The sequence below is a fragment of the Alistipes sp. CAG:268 genome (genome assembly GCA_000434235.1).
GTDB classification, from domain to species: domain Bacteria; phylum Bacteroidota; class Bacteroidia; order Bacteroidales; family Rikenellaceae; genus Alistipes; species Alistipes avistercoris.
Genome location: FR891986.1, coordinates 1 through 13,410, shown reverse-complemented (window position 1 = coordinate 13,410; position 13,410 = coordinate 1). Strand labels below are relative to the sequence as shown.

12 protein-coding genes are annotated in these 13,410 nt (G+C 65.8%); 8 read left to right on the top strand and 4 right to left on the bottom strand.

What is annotated here, in order from left to right; translation table 11 throughout:
* The first annotated feature begins 37 nt into the window (after positions 1–37).
* The 8 genes from QZL63_RS03635 (at position 38) to QZL63_RS03600 (ending at position 7,161) form a co-directional block, all read left to right on the top strand.
* Positions 38–715, top strand: coding sequence for a hypothetical protein (locus QZL63_RS03635; protein WP_290585899.1), 678 nt, complete (start codon positions 38–40; stop codon positions 713–715).
* Between the two features lie 228 nt (positions 716–943).
* Positions 944–1,663, top strand: coding sequence for a respiratory chain complex I subunit 1 family protein (locus QZL63_RS03630; RefSeq protein ID WP_022307971.1), 720 nt, complete (start codon positions 944–946; stop codon positions 1,661–1,663).
* Positions 1,660–2,289, top strand: coding sequence for a hydrogenase 4 membrane component (E) (locus QZL63_RS03625; protein ID WP_022307970.1), 630 nt, complete (start codon positions 1,660–1,662; stop codon positions 2,287–2,289). Before QZL63_RS03630 ends, QZL63_RS03625 begins: the two co-directional genes overlap by 4 nt.
* Before the next feature lie 4 nt (positions 2,290–2,293).
* Entirely contained in the window at positions 2,294–3,694 is a 1,401-nt protein-coding gene (locus QZL63_RS03620) for a complex I subunit 5 family protein (protein WP_022307969.1), read from the top strand.
* Between the two features lie 5 nt (positions 3,695–3,699).
* Positions 3,700–5,217 (top strand): hydrogenase large subunit, encoded by a 1,518-nt coding sequence (locus QZL63_RS03615; RefSeq protein WP_022307968.1) that lies wholly within the window; start codon positions 3,700–3,702, stop codon positions 5,215–5,217.
* A 42-nt stretch (positions 5,218–5,259) separates the two neighbouring features.
* On the top strand, positions 5,260–6,033 hold the full coding sequence (locus tag QZL63_RS03610) for a ni Fe-hydrogenase III small subunit (protein WP_022307967.1): 774 nt from the start codon (positions 5,260–5,262) through the stop codon (positions 6,031–6,033).
* 7 nt (positions 6,034–6,040) lie between these two features.
* Positions 6,041–6,595: a chromate transporter gene (locus QZL63_RS03605; RefSeq protein WP_022307966.1), complete on the top strand. Its 555-nt coding sequence runs from the start codon at positions 6,041–6,043 to the stop codon at positions 6,593–6,595.
* Positions 6,592–7,161, top strand: a complete 570-nt coding sequence (locus tag QZL63_RS03600; protein ID WP_022307965.1) for a chromate transporter — start codon at positions 6,592–6,594, stop codon at positions 7,159–7,161. Before QZL63_RS03605 ends, QZL63_RS03600 begins: the two co-directional genes overlap by 4 nt.
* Positions 7,162–7,167: 6 nt before the next feature.
* On the opposite strand, the gene QZL63_RS03595 is transcribed toward QZL63_RS03600, so the two are convergent.
* From QZL63_RS03595 to QZL63_RS03580, 4 genes are all read right to left on the bottom strand, one after another.
* Entirely contained in the window at positions 7,168–7,458 is a 291-nt protein-coding gene (locus QZL63_RS03595) for a hypothetical protein (protein WP_022307964.1), read from the bottom strand.
* A gap of 90 nt (positions 7,459–7,548) precedes the next feature.
* Complete coding sequence (locus QZL63_RS03590) at positions 7,549–8,433, bottom strand: class I SAM-dependent methyltransferase (protein WP_022307963.1); 885 nt, start codon at positions 8,431–8,433, stop codon at positions 7,549–7,551.
* Between the two features lie 8 nt (positions 8,434–8,441).
* The gene (locus QZL63_RS03585; RefSeq protein WP_022307962.1) at positions 8,442–11,507 is read right to left on the bottom strand and encodes a glycoside hydrolase family 2 TIM barrel-domain containing protein; all 3,066 of its coding nucleotides are present in this window, start codon (positions 11,505–11,507) and stop codon (positions 8,442–8,444) included.
* 24 nt (positions 11,508–11,531) lie between these two features.
* On the bottom strand, positions 11,532–13,373 hold the full coding sequence (locus tag QZL63_RS03580) for a peptidase U32 family protein (protein ID WP_022307961.1): 1,842 nt from the start codon (positions 13,371–13,373) through the stop codon (positions 11,532–11,534).
* Positions 13,374–13,410 lie beyond the last annotated feature (37 nt).

The window sequence follows — 13,410 nt, the reverse complement described above, 5'->3', positions numbered from 1 at the left end:
CGCGTGACTGGCTGCCCTCGCCCTGATCGGCGGCGTGGTGCTGCTGGCCTTCACCAAACTCTACGGCACGGTCTTCCTCGGGTCGCCCCGCTCGCACGAGGTGGCCGAAGCCTCCGAGGTGGGCAACGTGCGCATCGCCGCCATGGCCATCCCGCTGGCCGGCATCCTCTTCGTCGGACTCTTCCCGCGCGCCGCGGCGGGCATCGCCGTGCGCAGCGCCGACTTCTTCATCCACACCCCCGCGGATGCTGCCTCGTGGCTGCTCTCGCCCTCGCTCACGACCGTCGGGCGCACGGCCTGGCTGCTCCTGCTCGTCGTCGCCCTGCTCGTCTGGCTCCGGAGCCGCATCCTCCGCACACGGAAGGTCGCCCAGGGCCCCACGTGGGGCTGCGGCTTCACGTCGGTGAATGTCCGCATGCAGTACACGGGCGAATCCTTCTCCGAGGGACTGCAGTCGATCGCCACGCCCCTGACGCAGAACAGCGGCGAAGGATCGCCCGTAGGCAAGGGCGAGATCTTCCCCGCCTCGCACTCCTTCGACGTCGGCCACCGCGACCGCATCGGACGGCTCTTCTCGATGTGGTGGGTCGAGCTGCTGCGCCGCATCAACGCCCGCGTCATGCGGTTGAGGACCGGAAAGATCAACCACTACGTCCTCTTCGCGCTGGCGTTCCTCGCCCTGATATTCATCCTCTCGATCCTCAATCTCCTGTAAACCCATGGAGGCACTCAATACCCTGCTCCTGCTGCTGACGGCCCTCGCGATCCCGGGGCTGATCAACCGCACGCGCGCCCGCCTGGCGGGGCGCAAAGGCATCCGCTTCGCACAGCACCTCTACGACGTCGCGCTGCTGCTCCGCAAGGGTGCCGTCTACTCGCCGACCACCGCAAGGGTGCCGTCTACTCGACGACCACGTCGGCGCTCTTCCGCATTGCGCCCTCCGTGTCGCTCGGCTCGGCCCTCGTCGCCGCGCTCTTCATCCCCGTGGGCAACCTGCAGCCCGTGCTCTCGTTCGACGGCGACCTGGTGGCCTTCGCCTACCTGCTGGCACTCGGACGTCTGGCGATCATCCTCGCCGCCATGGACACCGGCAGCTCGTTCGAAGGGATGGGCGCCAGCCGCGAGGCGCTCTACGGCGCCCTGGTCGAACCGGCGCTGATGCTCGTCTTCGGCACCCTCGCCCTCATCTCGGGCTTCACCTCCTTCGCATCGATCTTCTCGACCGAGATCGGGGAGGACACCCAGCTGATCGTCGTCCTGCTGCTCGTGGCCTACATCCTGACGAAGATCGTCTTCACCGAGAGCGGCCGCATACCGGTCGATGACCCCCGCACGCACCTCGAACTGACGATGATCCACGAGGTGATGTGCCTGGACTACTGCGGCGTCGATCTGGCCTTCATCAAGATGGGCACATGGCTCAAGACCGCCGCCTTCTCGCTGCTGGCCGCCGATGCCGTCGCCGCGGCCTTCTGCCCCCGCTGGTGGATCGCCGCACCGCTGGCCGTGCTCCTCACGGGGATCTCGGTCGGCGTGGTCGAATCGACCCAGGCCCGCAACAAACTCGCACGCAACACCACCTTTATCCTCACCGTCGCAGCACTGGCCGCCCTGGTCTACTTCACGGCCTACCTGCTGCGCCTGAACATCGTCGTACAATGATCCTTCCGCTCGTCATCCTCTATGTCGTGACGCTCGTCTACCTCTCGATCACCGAGCGTTTCCGCAACTTCGCCTCGCTCATCGGGCTGCAGGGGTGGCTGCTCTTCGCCATCGCCCTGGTCCGGCTCCACGCCATCAACCCCGCCGAACTGGCCTTCATCGCCATCGAGACGCTGCTCTTCAAGGGCATCCTGGTCCCGGCGCTGCTCTTTGCCGTGATCCGCCGCACGAAGATCAACCGCGTGACCCGCTCGGGCTCCTCGCAGTCGGGCTCGCTGCTGCTCTCGCTCACGGCTCTGGTCGTCAGCGCCTCGCTCACCTACTACATCGCCGACTCGACGATCGACCTCATCTTCTTCGGCGTAGCGCTCTATGCACTGCTCAGCGGACTGATCCTCATCACGCTGCGCCAGCGCATCTTCTCGCACATGGTCGGGTTCCTGACCATCGAGAACGGCGTCTTCCTCTTCTCGACGGCCATCGGCGTCGAGATGCCGCTGCTCATCAACTTCGCCATCCTGCTCGACATCCTCATCTCGGTGCTCATGCTGGGCATCTTCCTGACGAAGATCGACGGCAAGATCCACGCCGGCGACGCCGATTCGCTCACCAATGTAAAGGACTGACACCATGCTCTACTACCTCATCGCAAGCATTCTGACGGGCGCCTCGGCATTCGCCGCCCGCAACGAACGGCAGATCCACCTGGCGGGCGTGGCGTTCTACGCCGTCCAGGCGGCCTTCGCCCTCTGGATCACCCTCGGAGGGGGCTACGACACCTCCTCGCTCGGAGCCTTCCGCTTCGACGCCGCCGGCACGCTCTTCTTCGTGCTGCTTACCGTCGTATCGATCTACGCCTTCGCCCACTCGGAGGCCTACCTGCGCGGCAGCGACCTGGGCCAGATGCGGAGCTATTTCGCACTGGTCATGCTCCTGACAACGGCCATCGCCGGGGTCTACTTCGCCTCGAACCTCGCCGTGACATGGATCTTCCTCGAGGCCACGACCCTCTGCTCGGCAGGCATCATCTACCACCGCCGCACGGCACAGACGCTCGAGGCGGCCTGGAAGTATGTCTTCGTCTGCTCGACGGGCATCGCCATGGCCTACCTGGGCATCCTGCTGCTGGCCGCGGCGACCCAGTGCGAATCGCTCGACTACGAAGCCGTCACCGCAGCCGCAGCCGGCGGCAATGCCCTCTACCTGAAGACGGCCTTCCTGCTCATCCTCTGCGGATACAGCTGCAAGGTCGAACTCTTCCCGCTCTACACCGTGGGCATCGACGCCAACTTCGCCGCCCCGTCGCCCGCCTCGGCGCTCATCTCCACGGGGCTGGTCAATGCGGGATTCCTCGCCATCCTGCGCGTCTACAAGGTCCTCGCCGCCACCGATGTCTTCCCCTGGGTACGCTCCGTGCTGCTGGTCGTGGGCATCCTGTCGCTCGTCATCGGCGCACTCTTCCTGCGCCGCACGAACAATTACAAGCGCTTCCTCTCCTACTCCACAGTCGAGAACATGGGAATCGCCGCCATCGGGCTCGGCATCGGAGGCGTGGGGGTCTGGGCCGCCGTCTTCCACGTCGTCTGCCACACGCTGGTCAAGAGCAGCCTTTTCCTGCAGATGGCTGTCGTCCGGCAGGTCTACAACGGCTACCGCATCAACCGCATCGGCGACTACATACACATCAACCGGGTGGGAGCCGTCGGGCTGCTCGCGGGCATGGTCGTGCTGATGGCCTTCCCGCCCTCGCCGCTCTTCGTCTCGGAGCTCACGATCCTGCGCGAGGTGATCGCCGCGGGCAAATGGTGGCTCGTCGGCGGCATCCTGCTGCTGCTCTGCATCGTCATCTACTCGTTCTGCATGCGCATGATCCGGCTCTGCTACCAGCCCAACCAGGACGAGCTGCACCCCTCGAAGGTCGATCGCACGCTCTCGTGGTCGGCCCTGACGCTGCTGCTCGCCGCCATCGTCGTGGGGGTCTGGCAGCCCGGAGCCCTCGAACGTCTGATCGCCGAAATCGCTTCGCTATGAAATCCATGAATCCGTACATAACCGACAACACCGCCTCCGCCATTCCGCTCGCGGAGATTCCCGAAGCGGCCTACGCCGACTTCTACGACGACCTCTCCGACCGGCTTTCCGACCCGCGCTACCACGTGGCCCACTACTTCGCCCTCCCGGCCGGCGACCGGATGCGCTTCATCTGCATCCTGCTCGACGACGCGGAACACCGCATACTGGTCACCTCGCACGCCATGGAGTATTATGACGAGGAGGCCCTACCCTCGCTGACGGCCGTGCACCCCGCCCTGCACCCCTTCGAACGCGACATCACCGAGCACTACGGCATCCGCTTCGACGGCATGCCGTGGCCCAAGCCGCTGCGTTTCCCGGCCGACCGCTACGACCGCCGCAGCACGATGGACAACTACCCCTTCTACACGATGGACGGAGCGTCGTTGCACGAGGTCAATGTCGGCCCGATTCATGCAGGAATCATCGAGCCGGGGGCTTTCCGCTTCATCTGCAACGGCGAGCAGGTGCTCCACCTCGAGATCGCGCTGGGCTACCAGCACCGCGGGGTCGAGCAGGCCTTCGCCGAGACGGACAACCGCCTGCGGCAGGTGTGCCTCGCCGAGACGGTAGCCGGAGACAGTGCCGTGGCGCACGCCACGGCCTTCGCCGAGGCGGTCGGCAAGCTGACGGGATTCCGCACTCCGGAGCGGCTGGCAGTCGAACGCACCGTCGCGCTCGAACTCGAGCGCATGGCCATGCAGATCGCCGACACCGGGGCGCTGTCGATGGATGTGGGCTACCAGCTGGGGCAGGTGGCCTGCGAGGCGCTGCGCACGATGACGATCAACACCACGCAGGCCTGGTGCGGCAACCGTTTCGGCAAGGGGGTCATCCGCCCCGGCGGTACGGACCACCCGCTCACGGAGCAGACCGCGGAGATGATCCGCACGAACGTCCGCGAGATCGCCCGCCGCTACGACGAGGTGCGCCGCGACATCCAATCGTCGCCCTCGCTGCTGGCACGCTTCGAACAGTGCGGCATCGTGCCGCGCGAGGAGATGCTCCGCATCGGCGGCGTCGGACAGGCGGCCCGGGCCAGCGGCGTGGCGCGCGACCTGCGCAGCTCGCATCCGTGGGGACCCTACACCGGACTGCTGCACCACGAGCCCGTCGTCCGCACGCAGGGCGACGTGATGGCCCGCCTGATGGTCCGCTGCCGCGAGGTGCTGCAGTCGGCCCAATACATCGACCGCCTGCTGGAGGCGTGGCGTTCCCCGGCCGGAGAGCTGCCGGCCCCCGACTACACCACCCCGCTCGCCCCCGACTCGCTGTCGGTAGGGCTCGTCGAGGGATGGCGCGGCGAAATCTGCCACGCGGTGGTCACCGACTCCTCGGGGCGCATCGCCGCCTGCCGGATCAAGGACCCGAGCCTGCACAACTGGCTGGCGCTGGCACTGGCCGTCCGCGGGGAGGGGATCTCCGATTTCCCGATCTGCAACAAGAGTTTCAACCTCTCCTACTGCGGACACGACCTCTGACACAGGGCCGGACGAACACGAACCGTTAAGAGTGAAAACGATATGATATTTCCGAAAATACGCGTATTACGCAGCCACGGGAAGCAGTATATCCCGGACCTCGACGCCGTGGAGCTGACCGCGGCCTTCCGCGGACGTCCCGAACTGGACGAACCCGCGACGGACGGGGAACGCCGGAATGTGGAGCAGGCTGCGGCGATCTGCCCGACGGGCGCGATCACGGCAGAGCCCTTCACGCTCGACCTGGGCCGCTGTCTCTTCTGCGGCGAATGTGCCCGGCGCGCGCCGCACAGCATCCGCTTCACGAACGACTACCGCATCGGCTCGCCCACGCGCGAGGGGCTCATCCTGCGTCCCGGCGACCGGCGCGTGCCCTTCGACCCGGCACAGGTGCGCCCCGAGATCCGGCAGTTCTTCGGCCGCGCGCTCCAGCTGCGCGAGGTCTCGGCCGGAGGCGACGCCTCGGTCGAGATGGAGCTCAACGCCACGGGCAACGTCAATTTCGACCTCGACCGCTACGGCATCGGCTTCACCGCCTCGCCGCGCCATGCCGACGGCGTGGTGCTCTCGGGCCCCGTCTCGCAGAACATGGCCGAAGCGCTGGAGATCTGCTACGACGCCGTGGCCGAGCCGAAAATCCTCGTCGTCTGCGGCTCGGAGGCCTGCTCGGGCGGGCTCTTCGCCGGAAGCCGCGCCATCGACCGCACGTTCCTCAAACGGCACCGCCCGGACCTCTGGCTGCCGGGAGCACCGACCCACCCGATGACCTACATCGACGGAATGCGCTGCCTGCTGGGCAAGAAAAAAAGAGAGTAAACACCTTATGGAACAGACCTCGCTTTTCGAACTCTTCAGGAGCTTCTTCAAGATCGGCATGTTCACCTTCGGCGGCGGATACGCCATGGTGCCGCTCATCGAGGCCGAGGTGATCGAACGGCGCCGGTGGCTTGCGCAGGACGAATTCCTGGACCTGCTGACGCTGGCCCAGTCGTCGCCCGGGCCGATCGCCATCAACACGTCGGTCTTCATCGGCTACAAGGTCCGGGGCCTGAAGGGAGCCGTGGCGGCTTCGCTCGGGGCGACCCTGCCGTCGTTCCTGATCATCCTCATCGTGGCGATCTTCTTCGCCGGAATCCGACACAACCCGGTGATCGATGCCGCCTTCAAGGGGATGCGTCCGGCCGTCGTGGCGCTGATCGTCGTGCCGGTCTTCTCGCTGGCCCGGGGCATGCACCCGGCTCTTGCGGGTGTGGTCGCAGCCGTAGCACTGATCGTCTGGAGGATGGGATGGTCCCCCGTACTGTTCATCGCGGCAGGAGCCCTCGTCGGCATCGTGTGGGCGCTCACCGTCGGTAAAAAAGCCAAGCAAAAGTCATGATTTTCCTGCAACTGTTCCTCTCGTACCTCAAGATCGGATTCTTCGGATTCGGCGGCGGATACGCCATGCTGGCACTCATCCAGCACGAAGTGGTCGTCCGCCACAGCTGGATGACCAACACCGAGTTTACAGACATCGTGGCCATCAGCCAGATGACCCCCGGGCCGATCGCCATCAACTCGGCGACCTACGTGGGCTACACGGTCGGCATGCAGGCCGGCGACAACACCCTGTTCGGCATCCTCGGCTCGGCCATCGCCACCCTGGCCGTCTGCCTGCCGTCGCTTACGGTCATGCTGCTGCTCACGCGCTTCTTCCTCCGCCTGAAGGGCAACGCGATCCTCGCCGGGGCCATGTCAGGCATGAAACCCGTCGTCATCGGCATGATCGCCTCAGCGGCCCTGTTGCTCATGTTCCCCGCCTCGCACGAGGGCGAGAGCTTCATCGACGGCTGGAGCTGGGCGATCTTCGGCGTATGTGTCCTGGCGTCGTGGCACAAGGTGAATCCCATCCTGCTGATCGTCCTCTCGGCCATAGCGGGAATCCTCATCTACCACATATTCTGACAGCGCCTACGCGACCAGCAGCATACCGCCCGCCAGCAGCAACAGCAGGAAGACCACCAGCGACACCAGCCCCAGGAGGGCCAGCAGGGTCCCGATGCAACCCCAACGGCGGTCTTCGCCCGGCAGGGGATCGGTCAAGAGGGCGACGATCAGCCCCACGAGCGGCGTGAAAATCAGACTGATCAGAAAAGCCCAGCCGAAGCCGATGCGGCGTCGGCTGCCGATCACGCCGACCAACACCGAGAGCAGGCATCCGCTCAGGGCGCCGAAAAGAATCACAAGAAAAGCAGATCCCATAGTCTGTTCGTTTGGACAGGTTTCCAAATAAAAGCCCCCTCCGTCGATTGCGGAAGGGGCTTTGTCGTTCGTTCCCGTCGCGCAACGCCATCAGCGCACGAAACGGTAGTAGGTTCCCAGCGGCAGCTCCTTGCCGCCCCGGTCCGTGAAGCACAACTCACCCCACTGCTCCTCGCGCGGCGCGCCGAACGCCTGCCGCACGGCCGTGCGAGCCAGCGTCGGGGAGAGCCCCATCGAGTAGAGGTTCAGCACCAGGAACGAGTGCGAGGGGGCAAGCAGCCGGGCGCAACAGGCCAGCATCTCGCCGATGCCCTCCTCGAGCACCCACTTCTCGCCGTTGGCACCCCGACCGTAGGCCGGGGGGTCGAGGATGATGCCGTCGTAGGCATTGCCGCGGCGCACTTCGCGTTGCACGAACTTCAGGGCATCCTCAACGATCCAGCGCACGCCGTCCAGACCGCTCGCCTCCATGTTCTCGCGGGCCCACGTCACCACCTGCCTGACCGAATCGACATGCGTCACCTCGGCTCCGGCAGCCCGGGCCGCCAACGTCGCACCGCCCGTATAGGCGAAGAGGTTCAGCACGCGGGGCGTATGGCCGACAGCCACGGCCTCGCGGCAGCGGTCAAAGATGAAATCCCAGTTGGCGGCCTGCTCGGGGAAGATTCCCACATGCTTGAACGAGGTGAGGGCCAGCCGCATGCGCAGCCGGACTCCCCGACAGTCGTACTCCACCGTCCAGCGGTCGGGCATCTTCGGCGCAAGGCGCCATTCGCCCCGTTCGTCGCTGTGCCCGTCGCGGCGAAGGAACGAGGCGTCGGCCCGCCGCCACTCCGCCTCCGGAAGCGTCCGCCGCCAGATGGCCTGCGGTTCCGGACGGCGGGTGACATGGCGTCCGAAGCGTTCGAGCTTTTCGAAATCGCCCGTATCGAGGAGCTCGTAGTCCGGGAAGTCGGGCGTGAGTTGTTCTTGCATGAAAATCCTTATTTTACCGTCGGCCGCAGCAGGAAGCGGAAGGTATAGTCGCCGTAGGGGATCATGTACTGGTCCTCGGGCAGCTCACCCCACGAATTGATACATCCGAGACCCATCTGCCGCAGGTCGAAATTGACGTAGGTGCGGTCGCCGCTGCGGAGCGGTCCCGAGTGCTGCTGCGGCGGGAAGTTCGTCACGTCGAGCGCCTCGGTCGCATAGGGCAGCGCCGAAGCCGAGAAGGGAGCCTCCGAGAGGATCACGAGGCCCGAACCCGACGAATCGACCACCGACCACCAGCGCAGGTCGCTTTTCGTTCCCGACTCCTGCGGGCGGACATACTCGTCGTGGTACTGGTCGGCCACCTTCTGGCTGTAGAGGCCCAGGTCGGCCGACGAGAGGCGGTCGCAGTAGTTCTCGTGCGCACCGCGGCCGTAGTAGACGATCTCGCTGTAACGGGCCGGCATGGCCATCGTCATGCCGAAGCGGAACATGCCGGGGGCCTCGGCATCACCGGCCTCCAACTGCTCGGCAACCGAGACCTCGCCCGCACCGTTGATGCGGTAGGTCATCGTCAGCACACCCTTGACCTGCGGCATCTCGTAACGGGCCGTAACGACAGCCACACCCTCTTCGGTCACGGCATCGAACTGCGTGAGCTTCAGCACGGGAGACTTCCAGACGCCGAAGCGCGCATCGAGCCCTGCACCCAGGTCGTTCTCGGTCGGGGCACGCCAGAACTGCGGACGCAGTGCGGCCCCTTCGGCCAGCAGCTCGCGGCCGTCCACGCGGTACTGCGAGAGGAATCCGTCGCGCGAGAAGAAGAGCTCCCAGCGGTCGCCCTCGACACGTGTGCCGCGCTCCCAGCGGGTGATCTGCACGGGACGCTCCGTCTGCGCGAGTTCGGTCTGGCCCGTGCAGTCGTACTCGCGGACGACAAACTGCTGACGGGCCACGGCATGGCCGGCATCGAGCAGCGCCTCGGGGCTCTTGAGCCTGTAGGCCACGTTCACCAGCACCTCGGAGGCATCGGACGGGAAGTCGGCCTCATCGAATCCCAGCGTGTATTCGCGGCGCTGCTGCGGAGCCACCTCCAGGTCGGTCACACGACCCGTCTTCACGACCCGGCCGTCGGCCACAACCTGCCACTCGAGCTCGCAGTTGTCGAGTCCGATGAAAAAGTTCTCGTTGTAGACCGAAACGCGGCCCTTCGCCAGATCGACCGGCTCGGTCCAGACGGACTGGTACTGGCGCTGCACCTCGTAGGCGTGCGGGTGGTAGGTCCGGTCGGCGGCGATCACGCCGTTGTTGTTGAACGAATTGTCGGTGGCGTCGTAGTTGTTGAAGTCGCCGCCGTAGTAGAACGACACGCGGCCGTCGGCCTCATAGTGGGCCAGCGCCTGATCGACGTAGTCCCAGATGAAGCCGCCCTGGTAGGACGGATACTTGCGCACAAGGTCCCAGTAGAGGTCGAAACCGCCCATCGAGTTGCCCATCGCGTGAGCGTACTCGCACTGGATCAGCGGCTTCCGGGGATTCGACTTGCAATAGTTCTCGCATGCCTCGTAATCCCAGTACATCGGGCAGACGATGTCCGTGTAGGGACGGCCCTCGTCCTCCTTGTAGTAGACCGCACGCTCGTAGTGCACCGGACGCGACGAATCGTAATTCTTGATCCATTCGTAGCACTTCTCGAAGTTGGGGCCCATGCCGGCCTCGTTGCCCATCGACCAGATGATCACCGACGGGTGGTTCTTGTCGCGCAGCACCATGCGCATGTTGCGCTCGAGGTGCGCCTTGGCGAAGAGCGGGTTGGCGGCCAGCGTCCGGTCGCCGTACCCCATGCCGTGCGACTCGACGTTGGCCTCGTCGAGCACGTAGATGCCGTACCGGTCGCAGAGGTCGTACCAGATCGGATCGTCGGGATAGTGGCACGTTCGCACAGCGTTGATGTTCAGCTCTTTCATGATGCGGATATCCTCGATCATCCGCTCGCGGCTCACCACATAGCCGCCCAGCGGGTCCATCTCGTGGCGGTCGGCGCCCTTGATCAGGATCGGCTGCCCGTTCACGAGCAGCTGGGCGTCGCGGATCTCCACCGAACGGAAACCGACCGTCTCCGTGACCGTCTCGGTTGTTCGGCTGCCGTCCGAAACGGCCATCTCCAGCGTATAGAGGTTCGGCGTCTCGGCCGTCCATTTGGCCGGGTCGGCCACCTCGAAGGTGTAGTCGCCCTTACCGCCCGAGATGCGGACAGACTGCGTCGCCACGCTCCGGCCGGCAGCGTCGCGCAGCGTCAGATCGACCCGCTTCACGCGCGGCGTGGTCTCCAGCTCGACACGCAGCTGCGCGTCGCGGTACTCCCCGTCAAGCGCCGGGGTGATACGCACGTCCTGCAGGTGGGCCTTGTCGCGGGCCGTCAGCTCGACACCGCGGGCGATGCCCGACAGGCGCCAGAAGTCCTGGTCCTCGAGGTAGGAGCCGTCCGACCAGCGGAACATCTGCAGGGCGATGAGGTTCTCGCCCGGCTTCACGAACTTCGTGACGTCGAACTGCGCGGCCAGCTTGCTGTCCTCGCTGTAGCCGACGAAACGGCCGTTGATCCACACGTAGACGTTCGACGTCGCAGAGCCGATCGAGAGGAAGATATCCTTCCCGGCCCAGTCGGCCGGCACCTCGAAGGTCCGGCGGTAGGAGCCCACATGGTTTTCGGCATCGGGCACGTGCGGGGGATCGTTGCGGAAATTCCCGCGCCAGGCGTAGCCCACATTGACATAGATCGGGTCACCCCAGCCGTAGAGCTCCCACATCCCCGGCACGGGGATCGTCGCCCAGGCGCTGTCGTCGTAGTCCGCACGCCAGATGCCGTCGGGCCGCTCCGAAGCGTTGCGCACCCAGTCGAAGCGCCATACGCCGTCGAGCGACAGCCGCTCACCCGCATCGAGCGTCGAGCGCATCGGCAGCCGGTTGATCTCATTGACGGCCGGATCCTGCCATTCGGTCCAGGTCTGCGCCGCCGCTCCGTAGATTCCGCCCGTCAGCGCAAGCGCCGTCAGGGCCAAGATTTGTTTTCTCATCGTCATTCGGGTTTATTTTAAGATTCAAGGTTTTTCCCTTTCGTTTGCTCCCTCCGCCATACCCGTACAATCGACCAGGCTCATCTCACACCGCGCACAGTCGAAATCGAGCCGGTAGCGCGAACGTCCCCGCTCGAGCCACAGCTCGCCCCGCAGCCGGGGCCGGCGGAGCAGGCACTCGCCGATCTCGCGGCGGATGCAGTAGGCCGTGCGTAGCACGACGTGGCCGACGGTTGTCGGTTCGAGATCGAGTCCCCGGGCAATCTCCCGGACACCGTGGTCGCGGTAGAAGGCCTCGGCCAGACGGTTGGTCACGTTCTCCTCGGCGGCAAGGCGCTCCGAGGGGTAGCGGGCCGCCCGATTCTCGGGAAGGATGCGGTGCTCCGGCGGCTGCGCCGTCCGTTCGCGGAGAAGCGCCTCGAGCACCTCGCGGCGCACCTCCGCGGCCAGCGAGGCCGGCACAAACCACTCGCCGCCCCGGACCTCGACGCTCCGCACGGCGAAGATCGTCTCACCGCTCCGCGCCGCCTGCGTCCGCAACGAGCCGACATTCGCATCGGGACGCTGCGCCGCCGTGAGTGCGGCCTGCCGGAAGGCTGTCGCCGTGAACCCTTCGGCATCGGAGCAGGTCATGCGCACCCCTTCGGCCGAGGCTTCGACAACCATCCGGGCCGGAATCACCCGCCGCGTACGGCTCCGCTCGACACGCAGCGTGAAGAGGCGGTCGCTGTTGCGGTAGACCTCGGCCCCGGCCTCGATGCCCTCCATGCGGTTGGGAACGATGCGCGTTCCCTCGACGGCATTGACATTGGTCCCGACCAGCCCCTTGCGGGTCAGGAAGCAGAGCCCGTCGCCCGGAGCCACGGGCTGCACCGTTTCAAGCACGAACGAGCGCGCATCGACACGCACAACCCGTCCGATCCGCTCGCCGACGGCCTTCGGCGTATCGAACGACGCTACGCCGGGACGTTTGCCCGAGAAGAAATAGGTCGATTCCCCGCGCGTGAAGCTCTTCGCCGGGTCGGGTGTGAAATCGGGGATGCTCTCGCCCGCCGAGGAGCGGTGCAGCTCCGGCCGCGAGGCCAGCGCCGCATCCACCGCCTGCCGGTAGTAGGCCACGACGTTGCGGATGTAGTTCGTATCCTTGAGCCGCCCCTCGATCTTGAACGACCGCACCCCGGCATCGAGCAGCTCGCCCAGATGGGCCGAGAGATTCAGGTCGCGGACCGAGAGCAGGTGCTTGCCCGTCAGGTAGGTCCGCCCGCGTCCATCGGTAAGGTCGTAGGTCAGCCGGCAGGGCTGGCTGCAGGCACCGCGGTTGCCGCTGCGCCCGGACATCGAGCGCGAGAGGAAGCACCGCCCGCTGTAGCCGACGCAGATGGCCCCGTGGACGAAACATTCGACCTCGGCCTGCGTCGCGGCACAGATGGCACGGATCTCGTCAAGCGTGAGGTTGCGCTCGAGGATCACCCGCGCAAAGCCCGCCTCGCCCAGGAAGCGAGCCCCTTCGGGCGTGCGGTTCGAGACCTGCGTCGAGGCGTGCAGTTCGACCGGAAGGTCCATCCGCCGCAGGGCCATGTCCTGCACGATCAGCGCGTCGATGCCCGCGGCGATCAGCTCGCGGGCCTGACGCTCAGCATCGGCCAGCTCGTCGTCCCACAGCAGCGTGTTGAGCGTGGCATGGATCCGGACGCCGTAGCGGTGGGCATACTCCACCGCACGGGCGATCTGCTCCGTGGAGTTCCCGGCCGCCTGACGCGCCCCGAAGCGCGCCCCGCCGATGTAGACGGCATCGGCGCCGTAGTCCACGGCCGCAACGACCGAGTCGTAATCCTTGGCCGGGGCCAGCAGTTCGACGGTTTTCACAGCGATTGAATTTTGCACAAAAATAAGAAACTATCCG